A 16,819-nucleotide genomic window follows, 5' to 3' on the forward strand; every position below is an offset into this window, starting at 1 on the left:
TGCGCCGCTTCGCGGCTTGTCCCCGATGATGGCGATGTGCTTAGTGCCGCGCCATGCCTCTGCCCGATCCGAAAACCCGCCACCCGATCGCCGGCTGGAAGGGCACCGCCTTCCTCAAGGCGATCGTCGATCATCCGCTCGTCGAGGTCGGCGACTACTCCTATTACGACGACTCGCGCGGGCCCGAGCATTTCCTCGCCCGCTGCGTGCGCTATCATTTCGACTTCATCGGCGACCGGCTGATCATCGGCAAATTCGTCGCGATCGCCCAGGCAGCGCAGTTCATCATGAACGGCGCCAACCACCCGATGGGCGGCTTCTCGACCTATCCGTTCGGCATGTTCGGCTTCGAGAACGTGCCCGACTTCACCCGCGACGGGCTTGGCCTGCGAGGCGACACCGTAATCGGCAACGATGTCTGGATCGGCCGCGAGGCGGTGGTGATGCCAGGCGTCACGGTCGGCGACGGTGCGATCATCGGCACGCGTGCCCAGGTCTCCCGCGACGTACCACCCTACGCCGTCGTGGTCGGCAATCCCGGCCGCGTCGTGAAGCATCGCTTTTCGCCGGAGGTGGTCGCGGCGCTGCTCGAGATCTGCTGGTGGGATTGGGAGCCGGAAAAGATCGCGCGCAACCTGCCATTGATCGCCGGCGCGGACATCGACGCGCTGCGCTCTGCCGTGTAGGCAGGGGCTATGACCTCAGATCAGACCACGCCCTTCACCGCCGACGAGCTCGAATCCGCCCGGAAATTGTTCGAGGGGCCTTGGGACTTCGTCTGGGCCTCGACCAAGATCGACGACCTGCCGCCCATGGTCGGGCAGGAGATCGCCTTCGCCGGCCGCTCCAATGTCGGCAAGTCGAGCCTGATCAACGCGCTGACCCGCCGCAACGCCCTGGCGCGCACCTCGCATACGCCGGGCCGCACCCAGCAGCTCAATTTCTTCCGGCAGGTCGGTCATGACGAGCGCCTGACCATCGTCGACATGCCGGGCTATGGCTACGCCGCGGTCGGCAAGGAGAAGGTCGCGGCCTGGACGCGGCTGATCCATGATTATCTGCGCGGCCGCGCCAATCTGATGCGGGTCTATGTGCTGATCGACGCCCGTCACGGCATCAAGGATGTCGATGGCGCCGTGCTGGAGACGCTCGACAAGGCAGCCGTCAGCTATCAGGTCGTGCTGACCAAGGGCGATGCGTTGAAGCAGGCCGACCAGACCTTCATGGCCGAGGCGACCTATGACGAGATCAAGCGCCGCCCAGCCGCCTTTCCCGAGGTGCTGCTGACCTCCAGCGAAAAGGGACTCGGCATCCCCGAGTTCCGGGCGGCGATCGCACGGGCGCTGGCGGAGCGGGCGTAGCACGCTGCGATTCCCGGAAGGCGATATGTTCAAGGCGGTGTCAGACAGCGCCGCGGCGGCCGATGGCGGCTCGCTCGCCCTGTTCGTCGAGCGCTCGGACGGAATGGTCGAGATCTTTGTGATCAACCGCTCGATCGCAAGCCGTGGAACGGCCTCCTACAAAAAGGTGTCGTCCAATTTGCGCGCGCTCACGCCGGTGGACTGCACGGATATCGCCACTGCGCTCAATGCCTTGGCGGCGGAGACTCCGAGCGTCCATCCGGTGGCGGAGTTCGTTGATGCGCTCAGGCAGCAGCGCTGACCCAGCCGGTCGCGAAAGCCGTTTCACATCGTTTCTGACCGCGTGCTTATTGCGCAGATGCAATCTCGGACTTGCCCTCCCCAGGGGCGACAAGCAGGGCTGAAAGCCCCATCTTGTGGCGAGGCGGCGTTGCCGCCAGCAAGTTCGGAGCGATCTCATGTCCGCAGCCACTGACACTCTGGCCCAGCCCCGCAACGAGGCACTCGACGCGCCCGTCCATATCGGCGCGGTGAGCTTGCGCGTGCGCGATCTCGCCGGGCTGACGGCGTTCTATCGCGATACGATCGGGCTTTCGGTCCTCGAGCAGGATGCGGAGCACGCCGTGCTCGGTGCCGGCGGCGAGCCGCTGGTGAAGCTGGAAGCGGGCGCGCAGCATCCCTCCTCGGCTGCCGGCCTGTTCCATATGGCGATCCTGCTGCCGTCGCGCCGCGATCTCGGCAACTGGCTGCAGCATGCCGCTGAGACGCGCACCGGGCTGGAAGGCGCCTCGAACCATCTCGTCAGCGAGGCGCTCTATCTGTCCGATCCCGAAGGCAATGGCATCGAGATCTATCGCGACCGGGGCCGCTCCGAATGGCCGCGGCTCGATGGCGGCCGGATCAAGATGGCGACCGAGCGGCTCGATCTCGACGCGTTGCTGCGTGACGCCGATGGGCGCGCCTATGCCGGCATGCCTGAGGGCACGGTGATGGGCCATATCCATCTGCGTGTCGGCGATGTCGAGCAGGCCGAGGGCTTCTATCGCGATGCGCTCGGCTTCGAGGTGATGGTGCACTATCCGGGCGCGAGCTTCATGGCGACGGGCGGCTATCACCACCACATCGCGACCAATACCTGGCACAGCCGCGGCGCCGGCCCTCGCCGGGACAACGAGGCGGGCTTGTCGAGCTTCGAGCTGGTCGCGCGCGATGCGGAAACTCATGCCGCGCTGGGCCGGCGCATGGCGGCCGCTGGTGGCGATGATGGCTCGGTCGTCGATCCCTGGGGTAACCGGATCACGCTCCGGCCGTGAGAGACTCAGCGCGTCAGTAGATGGGTCCGGCGCGTCCCGCCGGCATCGGGCCGAAAGCCCATCGCCTCCCAGAAGGCGGAGGCGCCGGCATCGGCGGCGTTGAGCGAAAGCCGCGGCGCCAGCGCGAAGCCCTGCTGGATCAAGGCGCTTGCGAGGACACGGCCGACGCCCTCGCGCCGGTTCCTCGGCCGGACGTAGACATGGCGCAGGCGCAGGAGGTCGGGCGCCGGGTCATAGGGATCTGGCGTCACCGCGCCGATCGCCGCCAGAACGCCCTCGCGATAGACCACGAGCAGCGTGTTGCGCTCGTCTTCGCCTGCGTAGCGGCCGGCATCCCATTCCTCCAGGATGCCCTCGACGAAGCGGTAGCCTTCCGCCGCCGCCTCGTCCTGCAAGGCAGGCAGGTCGTCCGGCAGCGCATCGCCGACCCGGACGATCTGCAAGCTTGCTGGGATCACAGGCCCTCGAACAGCGCGCTGGAGATGTAGCGCTCGGCGAAGGACGGGATGATCACCACGATCGTCTTGCCGGCGTTCTCCGGCCGGGCGCCGACCTCCAGCGCCGCCGCGACGGCCGCGCCCGAAGAGATGCCGGCCGGGATGCCCTCGGCCTTGGCGAGCGCCCGCGAGGTCTCGAACGACGTCTGGTTGCCGACGGTGACGACCTCGTCGATGACACTGCGATCGAGGATGCCCGGCACGAAGCCGGCGCCGATGCCCTGGATCTTGTGCGGGCCGGCCTGGCCGCCCGACAGGACCGGTGAATCCTCCGGCTCGACCGCGACCATCTTCACCGAAGGCTTCCTGGCCTTCAGCACCTGGCCGACGCCGGTGATGGTGCCGCCGGTGCCGACGCCGGAGATGACGATGTCGACCGCGCCATTGGTGTCGTTCCAGATCTCCTCGGCCGTGGTCTTGCGGTGAATCGCCGGATTGGCCGGGTTCTCGAACTGCTGCGGGATGATCGCACCGGGAATCTCGTTCTTGAGCTCCTCGGCCTTGGCGATCGCGCCGCGCATGCCGCCGGGACCGGGGGTCAGCACCAGCTCGGCGCCGAGGAAGGCCAGCATCTTGCGGCGCTCCAGCGACATCGTCTCGGGCATCACCAGGATCAGGCGGTAGCCGCGCGCGGCGGCGGCGAAGGCGAGCGCGATGCCGGTGTTGCCGGAGGTCGGCTCGATCAGCGTGCCGCCGGGCTTGAGCGCACCCGAGGCCTCCAGCGCGTCGATCATGGCGACGCCGATGCGGTCCTTGACGCTGGAGATCGGGTTGAAGAATTCGAGCTTGGCCAGGATCGTCGCCTTGACGCCGCGCTCGGCCGGCAGGCGGTTCAGGCGCACCAGCGGGGTATCGCCGATCGTGTCGGTGATCGACTCGTAGACGCGGCCGCGGCCGGGGACGTGGGCGGGCTTCTGCGCTGAATCGGCCATGGCGGCCTCCTTGCTGGTCTGGGCTTGGCTGTTTGAGCGTATGAACCGGGTCTCACGCTAGCATCAAATCACAGAATCTGTCGAGGAATGACAAATTAAACAAATCAGATCGTGAAATCTGTGTCGATCGCCGATTTACCCGTCGCTGCGTGCTCTTCCGCCTCGCGGCAGAGATCGGCGACGGAGACGGCGTCGAGCCTGGCGAGCCAGGCCTCCATCGCCTGCTGCATCATCGGGTCGATTACCACATCCACCAGCGCGGATTGTGGCAGCGGAGGCAGGGTTTCGTCGGCATTGGCCTGCATGGCGGCGCGCACGATCTCGCCGGCGGTGATGCGGCGGCGCTCCTTGGCGAGCTCATAGCCGCCGCGCGGGCCGCGCACGCCCTTGAGGATGCCGACCCTGACCAGCGCCTGCAGCACGGTCTCGAGATGGCGCGGCGGCAGTTCGTGCCGGGCCGCCAGCGCCTTGGCCGCGACCGGGGTCGGGCGGGCGTGCAGGGCGATGTCGACCACTGCGGTGACGGCGAGCAGGCTACGACGCGAGAGCTGGATCATGCCTTGTCTCCGCCTGCCTGCCGCGGCGTAGCATTGCTCACCCCGGTCGAGCCGAAGCCGCCTGCGCCGCGCGTGGTCTTGGAGAGCTCCTCGACCTCGACGATTCCCGCCTGCAGCACGGCCGCAACGACAAGCTGGGCGATGCGGTCGCCATGCCTGATGGTGAAGGCCTCCCCGCCGTGATTGATCAGGATGACCCCGACCTCGCCGCGATAGTCCGCGTCGATCGTGCCGGGCGTGTTGAGCAGGGTGACGCCATGGCGCAGCGCGAGACCCGAGCGCGGCCGGACCTGCCCCTCCGTCCCCACGGGCAATTCGAGCACGAGCCCCGTCGGCACGAGCAGCCGCGCGCCCGGCTCTAGCCTCAGCGGCCCGCCCGGCAAGGCGGCGCGCAGGTCGAGCCCGGCGGCACCGGCCGTCTCATAGGCCGGCAGCGGCAGGTCATGGGCGTGCGGCAGGCGCTGGATGCAGAGCGTCGCCATCGATCTCAGCCCTTCTGCGCCAGCAGATCGGCGAAATGCGCGACGAGACGCGTCGCCACATCCGCCTTGGGCAAGGTCGGCCAGGTCTCGACACTGTCGGCGGTGACGAGGTGGACGGTGTTGACGTCGCCTCCCATCACGCCGGTGCCGCCGACATCATTGGCCACGATCAGGTCGCAGCCCTTCTTTGCCAGCTTGGCGCGGGCATAATCGACGACGTTCTGCGTCTCCGCCGCAAAGCCGACGACGAGGGCAGGCCGGTCGATCTCGCGCGCCGCGATGGTGGCGAGGATGTCGGGGTTCTCGACCAGAGCGAGGCTGGGCGGAGCCTTGCCGTCTTTCTTCATCTTCTGGCCGGCGGCACCGGCGGTGCGCCAGTCGGCGACGGCGGCGGCGAAGATCGCGATATCGGCCGGCAGCGCCGCCTCCGTCGCTTCCAGCATGTCGCGGGCGCTTTCGACATGGACGGTATTGACGCCGGCGGGGTCGGCGATGGTCACCGGCCCCGAGATCAGTGTCACCTGAGCGCCTGCTGCGGCTGCGGCTGCGGCGATGGCATGGCCCTGCTTGCCCGAGGAGCGATTGGCGATGTAGCGCACCGGGTCGATCGGCTCATGGGTCGGACCGGAGGTGACGAGCACACGTTTCCCCGCGAGCGGCTTCGGCCCCGAAGGCGCGCCGCCGGGCAGGCGGCCGAGAAAGCCGATCGAGGGCGTCTGCCTGTTATCGCCGGCGAGGGCCAGTTCGATCGCCGCCAGCAGCTCATGCGGCTCGGCCATGCGGCCGGGACCGCTCTCGCCGCGCTCGGCCATGGCGCCGGAATTGGGGCCGACGACGAGGACGCCGTCCTTCTGCAGCGTCGCCATGTTGCGACGCGTCGCCGGATGTTCCCACATCCGCGGATTCATCGCCGGGGCGATCAGGATGCGTTTATCCGTTGCAAGCAACGCGGTGGACGCGAGGTCGTCGGCATGGCCGTTCGCCATCTTGGCGATCAGGTCGGCGGTGGCGGGCGCAACGACCAGGAGGTCGGTCGAGCGCGACAGGGCGATATGCCCGATATCGGCCTCGTCCGTCAGCGAGAACAGGTCGGTGAAACACTTTTCGCCCGCGAGCGAGGAGACCGCGAGTGGCGTGACGAACTGCTCGCCGGCCTTGGTCAGGATGCAGCGACAGGCGATGCCGTGATCCTTCAGGCGCCGGATCAGCTCGAGGCACTTATAGGCGGCGATGCCGCCGCCGATGATCAGCAGGATGGAGCGGGAAGCGGACAAGGGCGTGGCTCCGGAAGGCAGGGCGCGCCGTTTGGTAGCATCGGCCGGGCCGGGCTGTCATGTCTCGCCATTCGAGGCCCGTGGCTGCGCATCGTCACACGACGGGCGCGTCAGCGACTGATGTTGCAACCGCACCATGCGCTCGGCTAGTTGTTTTCAAGGCTCCCTTACGATCACCCAGCGACGAAGGCATCCCGATGAAGAAGGTTTTTCCTGACGCCAAGGCGGCGCTCGCCGGCGTCGTCAAGGACGGCATGACCATCATGGCCGGCGGTTTCGGCCTCTGCGGCATTCCCGATACGCTGATCGAGGCGATCCGCGACTCCGGTGCCAAAAACCTGACCTTCATCTCCAACAATGCCGGCGTTGACGGCGCCGGCCTCGGCATCCTGCTCGAGACCAAGCAGATCAAGAAGATGATCAGTTCTTACGTCGGTGAGAACAAGCTCTTCGCCGAGCAGTACCTCTCCGGCCAGCTCGAGCTCGAATTCAACCCGCAGGGCACGCTGGCCGAGCGCATCCGCGCCGGCGGCGCCGGCATCCCGGCCTTCTTCACCAAGACCGGTGTCGGCACGCTGATCGCCGAGGGCAAGGAAGAGCGCGAGTTCGACGGCGAGCGCTACATCATGGAGCGCGGCCTCTTCGCCGATATCTCGATCGTCCACGCCTGGAAGGGCGATACCGAGGGTAACCTCGTCTACCGGAAGACGGCGCGCAACTTCAATCCGATGATGGCCTCGGCCTCGCGCATGACGATCGCCCAGGTCGAGCATCTCGTCCCGGCCGGCGAGATCGATCCCGATCACATGCACACGCCCGGCATCTTTGTGAAGCGCATCGTGCACGTCGCCAATCCGGTGAAGCGCATCGAGCAGCGCACCGTGCGCAAGCGCGAAACGGCCTGAAGAGGAGATCACGCACATGGCCTGGACCCGTGAACAGATCGCCGCTCGCGCCGCCAAGGAGCTCAAGGACGGCTTCTACGTCAATCTCGGCATCGGCATCCCGACGCTCGTCTCGAACTACATCCCCGACGGCATGAGCGTGCAGCTCCAGTCGGAGAACGGCATGCTCGGCATGGGCCCCTTCCCCTATGAGGGCGAGGAGGATCCGGACCTGATCAATGCCGGCAAGCAGACCATCACCGAACTGCCGACGACGAGCTATTTCTCGTCATCTGACTCCTTCGGCATGATCCGCGGCGGCCATATCGATCTCTCCATCCTTGGCGCCATGCAGGTCGCCGAGAATGGCGACCTCGCCAACTGGATGATCCCCGGCAAGATGGTGAAGGGCATGGGCGGCGCCATGGACCTCGTCGCCGGAGTCAAGAAGGTCGTCGTGGTGATGGAGCACGTCGCCAAGAACAAGGACGGCTCGGAATCGCCGAAGCTGCTCAAGGCCTGCGACCTGCCGCTGACCGGCGCCGGCGTTGTCGACATGGTGATCACCGACCTCGGTGTCTTCTCCATCGACGAGAATGGCGGCGGCATGACCTTGCTCGAGCTCGCCGAGGGCGTTTCCCTCGACGAGATCAAGGCCAAGACCGAAGCGCCCTTCAAGGTCGCGCTCTGACCTCGCAGAGCCGCGCCAGCGTCTCCGCGAAGGCGCGGGCGGCCGGGCCCATCGCCTCGTCGAGGCGGTGGGCGAGATAGGCTTCGGCCGGGAGCTGCGCGTTCCGGCCGAGCGCCCTCGTCGCGACCCTGACCAGCCTGCCCTCGGCGAGATCGCGCGCGATCAGCCAGTTCGGCAGCCGGCCCCAGCCGAGCCCGGCCAGGATCATCGCATGCTTGGTGTCCTGCCCGGTGACGCGGCAGGTCTGCGGCGAGAGCACGCCGAAATCCTGCGCGCCCGAGATCGGCGTCGGGTCGATCTGCACGATCTGGAGATGTCCGGCGAGTTCGGAGCGCGACAGGACGCGCCCGTCACCTGCCCGGGCGAGCGGATGTGTCGCCGCGACGACCGCAATGGCCTCGATGCTCGTCAGGGCCTCGATCGCGATGCGTGAATCACGGAAATTCTCGCCGACCGTGATAGCGAGGGCACTGCGCCGCTCCAATAGCGCCGCGATCGGTCCGCCCAGCGGCTCGATGGCGAGCCGGATCGAGACAGACGGGTAGCGCTCGCGCAGGTCGGCGAGCGCCGCGCCGATCAGCGGGGAGGGAAACAGCACGTCGATCGTCAGCGACAGCTCGATCTCGACGCCCCGGCTCAGGCCATGGGCGCGGGCCTTCAAGGCGCCGACCCGCAGCAACACCTCTCTGATGTCGGCGAGCAAAGCCTTGCCTTCCGCCGTCAGGGCCGGGCGATGGCCCGAGCGGTCGAACAGCTGGAGGCCGAGCTGCCCCTCCAGATTGGCGATGGCATGGCTGATGGCGGACTGGGCCCGCGATAGCCGCGTCGCTGCCGAGCGGAAGCTGCCGGCTTCGGCGACGGTAACGAAGGTCCGCATCTGGTCGAGGGTGAGCGCATCGAGCATGATCGATTTCCTTGATCGACTCGATGCCAATTATCTCACTTTTCGAGATCGACGGGAAACCGCATCTCCGGGCGACGCCGTAGCGCCGCCCAAGGAACAGAGCATGGCCGACCATCCCGCTGAGATCATCGTCGCGAGGTCGCGCTCATGACGGCCGCCGTCGCAACGCCCGCGAGCAGGACCGACTGGCTCGCTGTAACGGTCGTGGTCGCCAGCGGTATCGTCGCGGCGCTGCAGGTCGGCAAGGCGGCGATCGCGATGCCGCTGGTGCGTGCCGAGTTCGGGCTCGATCTCGGCACGCTCGGCTGGCTCGCCTCGATCTTCGCTGTGCTCGGCATGGTCGGCGGCATCCCCGTCGGCACGCTCGCCATCGCCCTCGGCGCGCGGCGCGTTCTGCTGCTCGGCCTGCTGGCGGTGGCTGCCGGCGCGCTTCTGGGTGCGGCGGTGCCGCGCTTCCCGATGCTGCTCGCCTCGCGCGTCGTCGAGGGGCTCGGCTTCCTGCTGATCACCATTGCCGCCCCGGCAATCCTCCAGCGGGTCGCCAGCCCCGCCCAGCGCGATATCGTCATGGCGCTGTGGAGCTGCTTCATGCCGACCGGCATCGCGCTCGCCATGCTCGCGGGCCTCTGGCTCAGCGACTGGCGCATGATCTGGCAGGTCACCGGTGCGCTCGCGGTCGTCGCGATCGTCCTGACCGTGCTGACGGTGCCGAACACCAGCGGCGGTACGCGGCCATCCTGGGCGGCTCTTGCCGGCGATGCCTGCGCGGTCCTGAGCGCGCGCGGGCCAGTGCTGCTGGGCTTTACCTTCGCGCTCTACGCGCTGATGTTCTTCGCCCTGTTCAATTTCCTGCCGGTGCTGCTGATGCAGCGCATGGAGGTCTCGCTCGCGACGGCCGGCCTGCTCGGCGCCCTCGCCAGTGCGGTGAACATCATCGGCAATCTCACTGCGGGCCTGTTGCTCGCGCGCGGCGCCTCGCGCGTCGGCCTGATCGTGTCCGCGAGCCTCGTCATGGGGCTGTCGGCCATCGGCATCTTCCTCGGCCTCTTGCCGGATTCCGCCACCTTCCTGCTTTGCGTCCTGTTTTCGATGGTCGGCGGGATCATTCCTGCGACCCTGCTGTCGTCTGCGCCGGTGCTGGCGCCGGCGGCCGGGTTGACGCCTGTCGTCATCGGCCTGCTGATGCAGGGGAGCAATCTTGGCCAGGTTGTCGGGCCCGTCGCCATCGGTAGCGTCATCGAAGCGTTCGGTTGGCCTTCGGCGGCCGGGCTCGTCGGCGGTGCGGCCGTGATCGCCATCCTGACCGCGCTCGGCCTGCGCGGTGCGCCTGGGCGGAAGGTCTAATCGCGTTCCGTGAGTCGCTGGTCGCGTTCCCAGCCGGCGCGGACGAGCTCCGGCACGTCGTTCTCCTCCTCGGGGTAACCGAGGCAGAGATAGCCGATCAGTTTCCACTCCGGCGGGGCGCCGGTGATGGCGGTGATCTCGGCGGGAGCGAGGATCGAGACCCAGCCGAGGCCGAGCCCATGGGCGCGGGCGGCGAGCCAGAACTGCGTGATCGCCGCTACAACCGAATAATCCAGCATCTCCGGCATGGTCCGGCGGCCGAGGCCATGACCCTGCGCGGTGCCATGGTCGCAGAATACCGCGAACTGCACCGGCGCCTCGCGCAGGCCTTCGAGCTTGAGGCGGGCATAGAGCGCTGCGCGCTCGCCCTCATACTCGGCCAGCGCATCGGCATTGCAGCGGGAAAAGCTCGCCTGGACCGCGGCGCGCTGCTCGGGATCGTCCACCCGCAGCCAGCGCCAGGGCTGCGAATGGCCGACTGAGGGCGCGAGCTGCATCAGATCGAGCAGCTTCGCCAGCAGCTCCTCCGACACCGGCTCGCGCCGGAAGCGCCTGATATCGCGGCGCCAGGCGATGAGCTCGCCGAGCTTGTCGCGGAAGTCGTCATCGAAGACGGGCGGCGAACTCACGCCCCCTCCCGCACCGCGATGGCGTGGAAGAAGGAGCCCGAGACGAGGCCGCGACGGCTGCCGGCGGGTGCTGGCGGCGAGCCATGTGGGTCGGTGACCACCGCGAAGGCCGGGTCCTCGCCTTGCGAGATCACGGTCGCATAGTGGAATTCGTGGCCGCTGAGGCGATCGCCGGCGCGGCCGAGCGGCCCGTTAGTGGCGAGCACCGCATTGCGATAGCCGAGATTCATCTTGCGCCTGGCGAAGCTGGTCTCGACCGAGAGCAGACCGGCCATGGCGTGGCTGACCCCATCGGCGTCGATCAGGCTCTTGCCCAGCACCATGTAGCCGCCGCACTCGCCATGGACCGGGCGGGTGCGGGCGAAATCGCGTAAGCCGTCGAGAAAGCGCGAGGCGCCAGCGAGCCGGCCGGCATGCAGCTCGGGATAGCCGCCCGGCAGCCAGCAGGCGTCGCAACCTTCCGGTGGCGGCTCGTTCGCGAGCGGTGAGAAGGGAATGAGCTCGGTTCCTTGCGAGCGCCAGCCGGCCTCGACATGCGGGTAGACGAAGCTGAAGGCGGGGTCGCGGGCGATGGCGAGGCGCTTGGCCGGTGCCGGCAATGGCGCGGTATGACGCGTGGAAGCCGGCAAAGCGGTCGCGCCGGCAACAGCGATGACTGCGTCGAGATCGACAGCTGCCGCGACGGCCTCGGCGAGCGCATCGAGCCGCTGGCGCAGGTCCTCGGTCTCACCGGCCTGGACGAGGCCGAGATGGCGCTCGGGCAGGATCAGGCTCGCCTCGCGCGGCAGCGCGCCGAACACAGGCAGGCCGATCTTCTCCATGCCGGCAGCGGCAAGCCGCCGATGGCGCTCGCTCGCGACCTTGTTGAGGATCACGCCGGCGACCCGGATGCGCTTGTCGTAGAGCATGCAGCCGAGCGCGACCGCTCCCGCCGATTGCGCCTGGCCGGAGACGTCGATGACCAGCACCACCGGCCAGCCGAGCAACGCTGCGATGTCGGCGCCCGTGCCGGTATGGCCATCGGGGCCGGGCACGCCGTCGAACAGCCCCATCGAGCCTTCGGCGACAATAATGTCTGCCGCTCCGGCCGCCTCATTGGCGATCTGGCCGAGCAGCGCATTCGGCATCGCATAGCTGTCGAGATTGGCGCTGGGAGCGCCGGTCGCGGCGGCGTGGAAGGCGGGATCGATATAATCCGGCCCGCATTTCAGCCCACGCACCTTGAGGCCGCGCTGGGACAGTGCCCGCTGCAGGCCGAGCGTGATCGTGGTCTTGCCGGAGCCGGAACGTGGCGCGGCGATGAGCAGGCCCTTGGCCGTCATTCCTGGCCTCCACGCGGCCGGAAGCGGCGATCATAGCCGGTGGAATAGAGCGCGCTCTCGGAAAAATCCTCGGCCGCCAGCGCCGGGCCGACCAGGATCAGCGCGGTGCGCTCGAGTTCCGCCGCCCTGACCTGACCAGCGATATCGGCAAGCCGCCCGCGCAGGATGCGTTCCTCGGGCCAGGAGGCGCGGAAGACGATCGCGACCGGGCAGTCCGCGCCATAGAAGGGCGTCAGCTCGTCCACCACCTGCTCGATCACGTGGATCGAGAGATGGATGGCGAGCGTCGCACCTGATGCCGCGAAAGTCGCGAGCTTCTCGGTGTCCGGCATGGCCGAGGCGCGGCCGGAGGTCCGCGTCAGCACCAGCGACTGTGCGACGCCGGGCAGGGTCAGTTCCCGCTTGAGCGCGGCGGCAGCAGCGGCGAAGGCCGGCACGCCTGGTGTGATCTCGTAGGGGATGCCGAGTGCTTCGAGCCGGCGCATCTGCTCGCCGGTCGCGCTCCAGATCGAGATGTCGCCGGAATGCAGCCGGGCAATGTCCTTGCCCTCGGCATGGGCCGCCTCGATTTCCGCAATGATCGCGTCGAGGTCGAGCGGAGCGGTGTCGACGATGCGCGCGCCGGGCGGGCACCAGCCGAGCATCGCCCTGGGGATCAGCGAGCCCGCATAGAGGCAGACCGGGCAGGCGCCGATCAAGTTGCGTCCGCGCAAGGTGATGAGATCGACCGCGCCGGGCCCGGCACCGATGAAATGGACGGTCACGCGGCGCTCCTGGCGAGCGCGCAGGTGACGCGGGCGGTGGCGATGCGCGGCTGGATCAGGATGGCGCCGGGGCCGGCTGCGGCCAGCGCGGCGGCCTCCGCCACCGAGCCAACGCCGTAGAGCCCGGAAATCCGGGTCGAGCGCGTGGCGCAAGCGGCTTCGAAGCCGGCGAGCGCTTCGTCCGGGATGGCGATGAGCGTGAGGTTGTGCGCCTGCGCGACGGCGGTTAGCCCCGGCTCGTCGTGGCGCGAGGCAAGGGTGGCGAGGCGCTTGATCGCATCCACTGGCAGGTTGGCTGCGGCCAGCGTCTGCGTCAGGCAGGCCTCGATATCAGCCTCCGATGTTCCGGGGCGCAGGCCAATGCCGGCGGTGATGCCGCTCACGGCTTCACCACGCGCCATTGCGTCACCGCCATCGCGGCGCGCCAGCCATGCATCGTCCCGATCGGGTCGAGATGCGAAACGCCGATGCGGCGCAGATTCCCACCATGGACCGAGAACAGCGCGGCGAGCCTGGCTTCGCCTTCGATCGTCACCGCGTTCGCCACCAGCCGCCCGCGCGGCTTCAGCGCCGCGAAGGCGGCTTCGAAGACGCCGGGATCGGTCAGCCCACCGCCGATGAAGACGGCGTCCGGCGAGGCTTTTCCGGCGAAGCTCTCGGGCGCCTTGCCCTCGACCACCTCGAGCGGCGGCGCGCCGAGGGCGAGCCGGTTGCGGGCGATGCGGGCGGCGCGCTCCGGCCGCTCCTCGAAGGCGATGGCGCGGTTGTGGCGGTGGCGCAGGCTCCATTCGATGCCGATCGAGCCCGAGCCGGCGCCGATATCCCAGAGCAATTCGCCGGCGCGCGGTGCCAGCGCCGACAGCGTGATCGCCCGGATATCGGCCTTGGTGAGCTGGCCGTCATGCTCGAACCAGTCGTCCGAGAGCCCCGTCGCCAGCGGCAATATGCGGGCGTCACGGCTGGCGACCACCTCGATCGCCAGCAAATTGAGCGGCACGATGCCGTCGAGCGCGAAGCTGTCGGCGCGGGTCTCACGGATACGCTCGTTCGGGCCGCCGATCGTTTCCAGTACGGTGATCGTGCTTTCGCCGAAGCCGCGGGCGCTCATCAATTGGGCCACGGCGAGCGGCGTCGAATCGTCCCAGGACAGCGCCAGAACCCGCGCGCCCGGCTGGAGAAAAGGGATGATCCTCTGAAGGGCACGGCCATGCAGCGAGACCAGCCCGCATTCCTCCTGCGGCCAGCGCATGCGCGTGCAGGCCATCGAGAAGGAGGAGAGCTGCGGAATGACGCGCATCTCCGCCGCCGGCACCGCCTTGGTCAGCCCGGCGCCGATGCCGTAATGGAACGGATCGCTGGTCGCGAGCACGCAGACATTGCGGCCCTTTTCGGCCAGAATCGCCGGCAGCGCATTGCGGAAAGGCTGCGGCCAGGGCCTGGCTTCACCGGGCACGTCGCCGATCAATTTGAGATGTCGCTCGCCGCCGAAGACGATCTCGGCGCTCTCCAGCGCAGCCAGCGCCTCGGCGCAGAGGCCGGCGCGGCCATCCTCGCCGAGCCCGACCAGCGAAAGCCAGGGGCCGGGCGGCGTGCTCGACAGCGTGGCGGTTTCAGGCGAAAACTGTTCCATGACGGTCCTCATCCTCGGCGGCACCAGCGAAGCGGCTGCGCTCGATCAGCTCCTGGCTGAACAGGCACCCGAAATTCGCGCCGTGATCTCGCTCGCAGGCCATACCTCCGACCCGCGCCCTCTGTCCTTGCCAACCCGCACCGGCGGTTTCGGTGGCATTGCCGGCCTCCGGCAATATCTCCTCGACGAGGGCGTCGTCGCCGTCATCGACGCGACCCACCCCTTCGCCGCGATCATGCCCTATCATGCGCAAGCTGCCTGCAAGGCGGAAGGCGTGCCACTGCTGGCGATCCGGCGTGAAAGCTGGAAGCCGCAGGACGGCGATCGCTGGAAGTGCGTGCCCGACATCGATGCTGCCGTCGAGGCGCTCGGCGACGAGCCGCGCCGGGTCTTCCTGACCATCGGCCGGCTCGAATTGCCGCATGTCTTCGCCGCCCCGCAGCACCATTACCTGATCCGCGTGATCGAGCCCGTCAGCGACCTGCCGTTGCCGCACGCCAAGGTGCTGCAGCAGCGCGGGCCCTTCGAGGCGGAGGCCGAGGAGAGACTGATGCGGGAAGAGGGCATCGAGATCCTCGTCAGCAAGAATGCTGGCGGGCCGATGACCCTCGGCAAGCTTGTCGCGGCGCGACGGCTCGGACTTCCGGTGGTGATGGTCGAGCGGCCGCCCAAGCCCGATGTCGAGACCGTCGAGCATATCGATCAGGTCCTGCCCTGGCTGGTGACGCAAGGGCTCTTCGTCACCGAGCGCGGCGTATAGACGATCGGGCTCTCGCCTTCGCGGGCGATCAGCCGCGTCGCGCTGGCGCCGATCATCACCAAGGTCGCCATGTCCGCGGTCTCTGCTGCCGCAATGGCCCCTGCCAGCGTCAGGATGCGCAAGCTCTCGTCTGGCCGCCCGACAGCCCGGGCGAAGATCACCGGCGTCTCGGCCGCGCGGATCGTCGCCGCCAGCTCCAGCGCCTTGCCGAGCTGCCAGGGCCGCGCCTTCGAGATCGGATTGTAGAGGCAGATCACGAAATCAGCCGATAGCGCCGCGGTGAGCCGCGCCGTGACGACGTCCCAGGGCTTGAGGTTGTCGGAGAGCGAGATCGCGCAGAAATCGCCGCCGAGCGGTGCACCGGCCTTGGCCGCTGCGGCAAGCATGGCGGTGATTCCCGGCTCGACATTGATCTGAAGTTTGCGCCAGTCCGGCTCGCCCGCTTCCAGAGCCTCGAACACCGCCGCGGCCATGGCGAAGACGCCGGGATCGCCGCCGGAGACGACCGCGACGGCCTTGCCCTCGGCGGCCAGCATCAGCGCGTGCCGGGCGCGCTCGACCTCGACGCGATTGTCCGAGGCGTGCTTGGTCTGGCCGGCGTGAGCCGGCACACGGTCGAGATAGGGGCCGTAGCCGACGAGATCGCTGGCAGCCTCGAGCGCGGCCAGCGCCGACGGCGTGAGATAGCGCGCCTCGCCCGGGCCAAGGCCGATGATGGCGAGCGAACCGCTCACAGCCGCCGCCCCTCGCCGGGAACGAGGATCATCGAGAAATAGGGCGCCTCGTCGTCAGGCTTCTCGGTGAGCCGCGTCACCACCTGCCCGGCCATGGTGGCGCGCTCGACATAGATGGCGCGGTTGATCAGCCCGGCTGCCTGGAGTGCGCGGCGCACCTTGGGCAGGTTGCGGCCGAGCTTCATGATCACGGCCGCGTCGGTGTCGGCGAGGCGGCGCGTCAGTTCGCCCTCGGCGAGCGTGCCCGGCACCACCGTCATCACATCGTCGCCCCAGCTGATCGGGGCGTCGGCGCGAGCCCAGGCCCCGGCCATGCCGGTGACGCCCGGCACGACCTCGGTCGGGAAGCGCTGGGCGAGGCGGCGCCACAGATGCATGAAGGAGCCGTAGAAGAACGGGTCGCCATCGCAGAGCACGGCGATGCTGCGGCCTTCAGCCATCTCGCCGGCAAGCTGCTCGGCCGCCTCGTCATAGAAGGCGGCGATCGGGCCGATATAACCCTCGTCCTCGACCGGCACCTCGATCGTCACCGGGAAGGCGAGCTCGATCTCGCGGGCCGGATCCGGTGCGATGATGGCATCGGCGGTGATGCGGGCATTGCCGCGCCGGCCGCGCTTGCAGAAGTGCACGAGCCGGTCGGCCTTCAGGATGATGTCGCGGGCGCGCACCGTCATGTAGTCGGGGTCGCCGGGGCCGAGGCCGACGCCGTAGAGCAGAGTGCGGGGTGCCTCAACGCTCACG

The 16,819-nt window shown here is 68.4% G+C and carries 21 protein-coding genes; 8 read left to right on the forward strand and 13 right to left on the reverse strand.

All coding sequences use genetic code 11. The annotated features are described in order from the left end of the window. Positions 1-53: 53 nt before the first annotated feature. The 4 genes from GV161_RS12560 to GV161_RS12575 all read left to right on the forward strand — a co-directional run bounded on the left by GV161_RS12560 (position 54) and on the right by GV161_RS12575 (position 2,674). Positions 54-686 (forward strand): CatB-related O-acetyltransferase, encoded by a 633-nt coding sequence (locus tag GV161_RS12560; protein WP_152015946.1) that lies wholly within the window; start codon positions 54-56, stop codon positions 684-686. A gap of 9 nt (positions 687-695) precedes the next feature. After that, entirely contained in the window at positions 696-1,361 is a 666-nt protein-coding gene (yihA, locus tag GV161_RS12565) for a ribosome biogenesis GTP-binding protein YihA/YsxC (RefSeq protein ID WP_152015945.1), read from the forward strand. 25 nt (positions 1,362-1,386) lie between these two features. Next, positions 1,387-1,662 carry a hypothetical protein gene (locus GV161_RS12570; RefSeq protein ID WP_152015944.1) on the forward strand — a complete coding sequence of 92 codons (276 nt, stop codon included), beginning with the start codon at positions 1,387-1,389 and terminating at the stop codon, positions 1,660-1,662. A 157-nt stretch (positions 1,663-1,819) separates the two neighbouring features. Continuing rightward, entirely contained in the window at positions 1,820-2,674 is an 855-nt protein-coding gene (locus GV161_RS12575) for a VOC family protein (RefSeq protein WP_152015943.1), read from the forward strand. A gap of 5 nt (positions 2,675-2,679) precedes the next feature. Here the strand turns inward: GV161_RS12575 and GV161_RS12580 are convergent, their stop codons facing one another. From GV161_RS12580 to GV161_RS12600, 5 genes are all read right to left on the reverse strand, one after another. Then, the gene (locus tag GV161_RS12580; RefSeq protein ID WP_152015942.1) at positions 2,680-3,132 is read right to left on the reverse strand and encodes a GNAT family N-acetyltransferase; all 453 of its coding nucleotides are present in this window, start codon (positions 3,130-3,132) and stop codon (positions 2,680-2,682) included. After that, entirely contained in the window at positions 3,129-4,103 is a 975-nt protein-coding gene (gene cysK, locus GV161_RS12585; protein ID WP_152015941.1) for a cysteine synthase A, read from the reverse strand. Before cysK ends, GV161_RS12580 begins: the two co-directional genes overlap by 4 nt. A 104-nt stretch (positions 4,104-4,207) precedes the next feature. After that, on the reverse strand, positions 4,208-4,660 hold the full coding sequence (locus GV161_RS12590) for an Rrf2 family transcriptional regulator (protein ID WP_152015940.1): 453 nt from the start codon (positions 4,658-4,660) through the stop codon (positions 4,208-4,210). Then, entirely contained in the window at positions 4,657-5,142 is a 486-nt protein-coding gene (gene dut / locus GV161_RS12595; RefSeq protein WP_152015939.1) for a dUTP diphosphatase, read from the reverse strand. Before dut ends, GV161_RS12590 begins: the two co-directional genes overlap by 4 nt. 5 nt (positions 5,143-5,147) lie before the next feature. Further along, a complete protein-coding gene (locus tag GV161_RS12600) occupies positions 5,148-6,416 on the reverse strand; it encodes a phosphopantothenoylcysteine decarboxylase (RefSeq protein WP_152015938.1) in 1,269 nt (422 codons plus the stop codon). Between the two features lie 197 nt (positions 6,417-6,613). Between GV161_RS12600 and GV161_RS12605 the strand changes: the two genes are divergently transcribed. Together GV161_RS12605 and GV161_RS12610 are read left to right on the forward strand one after the other, a co-directional pair. Then, positions 6,614-7,321: a CoA transferase subunit A gene (locus GV161_RS12605; RefSeq protein ID WP_152015937.1), complete on the forward strand. Its 708-nt coding sequence runs from the start codon at positions 6,614-6,616 to the stop codon at positions 7,319-7,321. Positions 7,322-7,337: 16 nt separating this feature from the next. After that, positions 7,338-7,991: a CoA transferase subunit B gene (locus tag GV161_RS12610; RefSeq protein ID WP_152015936.1), complete on the forward strand. Its 654-nt coding sequence runs from the start codon at positions 7,338-7,340 to the stop codon at positions 7,989-7,991. Here GV161_RS12610 and GV161_RS12615 read toward each other — a convergent pair. Next, positions 7,975-8,895, reverse strand: coding sequence for a LysR family transcriptional regulator (locus tag GV161_RS12615; RefSeq protein WP_152015935.1), 921 nt, complete (start codon positions 8,893-8,895; stop codon positions 7,975-7,977). The two genes, GV161_RS12610 and GV161_RS12615, sit on opposite strands and share 17 nt — an antisense overlap. Positions 8,896-9,042: 147 nt before the next feature. Here GV161_RS12615 and GV161_RS12620 point away from each other — a divergent pair, with 147 nt between their 5' ends. Next, a complete protein-coding gene (locus GV161_RS12620) occupies positions 9,043-10,239 on the forward strand; it encodes an MFS transporter (protein WP_152015934.1) in 1,197 nt (398 codons plus the stop codon). On the opposite strand, the gene bluB is transcribed toward GV161_RS12620, so the two are convergent. From bluB to cbiE, 5 genes are read right to left on the reverse strand one after another with little or no spacing between them, the layout of a single operon-like run. Then, on the reverse strand, positions 10,236-10,868 hold the full coding sequence (gene bluB, locus GV161_RS12625) for a 5,6-dimethylbenzimidazole synthase (protein ID WP_152015933.1): 633 nt from the start codon (positions 10,866-10,868) through the stop codon (positions 10,236-10,238). The two genes, GV161_RS12620 and bluB, sit on opposite strands and share 4 nt — an antisense overlap. Next, a complete protein-coding gene (locus GV161_RS12630; RefSeq protein ID WP_152015932.1) occupies positions 10,865-12,190 on the reverse strand; it encodes a cobyrinate a,c-diamide synthase in 1,326 nt (441 codons plus the stop codon). The genes bluB and GV161_RS12630 overlap by 4 nt, the downstream gene beginning before the upstream one ends. After that, positions 12,187-12,954 carry a precorrin-4 C(11)-methyltransferase gene (gene cobM, locus GV161_RS12635; protein ID WP_152015931.1) on the reverse strand — a complete coding sequence of 256 codons (768 nt, stop codon included), beginning with the start codon at positions 12,952-12,954 and terminating at the stop codon, positions 12,187-12,189. Before cobM ends, GV161_RS12630 begins: the two co-directional genes overlap by 4 nt. Next, positions 12,951-13,337, reverse strand: a complete 387-nt coding sequence (locus GV161_RS12640; RefSeq protein WP_244624176.1) for a cobalamin biosynthesis protein — start codon at positions 13,335-13,337, stop codon at positions 12,951-12,953. Before GV161_RS12640 ends, cobM begins: the two co-directional genes overlap by 4 nt. Then, on the reverse strand, positions 13,334-14,584 hold the full coding sequence (cbiE, locus tag GV161_RS12645) for a precorrin-6y C5,15-methyltransferase (decarboxylating) subunit CbiE (RefSeq protein WP_152015929.1): 1,251 nt from the start codon (positions 14,582-14,584) through the stop codon (positions 13,334-13,336). Before cbiE ends, GV161_RS12640 begins: the two co-directional genes overlap by 4 nt. On the opposite strand from cbiE, the gene GV161_RS12650 reads away from it, so the two are divergent. After that, positions 14,583-15,344 (forward strand): cobalt-precorrin-6A reductase, encoded by a 762-nt coding sequence (locus GV161_RS12650; protein WP_152015928.1) that lies wholly within the window; start codon positions 14,583-14,585, stop codon positions 15,342-15,344. The two genes, cbiE and GV161_RS12650, sit on opposite strands and share 2 nt — an antisense overlap. On the opposite strand, the gene cobJ is transcribed toward GV161_RS12650, so the two are convergent. Together cobJ and GV161_RS12660 are read right to left on the reverse strand one after the other, a co-directional pair. Continuing rightward, complete coding sequence (gene cobJ / locus GV161_RS12655; RefSeq protein ID WP_152015927.1) at positions 15,287-16,078, reverse strand: precorrin-3B C(17)-methyltransferase; 792 nt, start codon at positions 16,076-16,078, stop codon at positions 15,287-15,289. The two genes, GV161_RS12650 and cobJ, sit on opposite strands and share 58 nt — an antisense overlap. Further along, positions 16,075-16,818, reverse strand: a complete 744-nt coding sequence (locus GV161_RS12660) for a precorrin-2 C(20)-methyltransferase (RefSeq protein ID WP_280179057.1) — start codon at positions 16,816-16,818, stop codon at positions 16,075-16,077. The genes cobJ and GV161_RS12660 overlap by 4 nt, the downstream gene beginning before the upstream one ends. Position 16,819: the final 1 nt, after the last annotated feature.

The organism is Bosea sp. 29B (assembly GCF_902506165.1).
Lineage (GTDB): Bacteria > Pseudomonadota > Alphaproteobacteria > Rhizobiales > Beijerinckiaceae > Allobosea.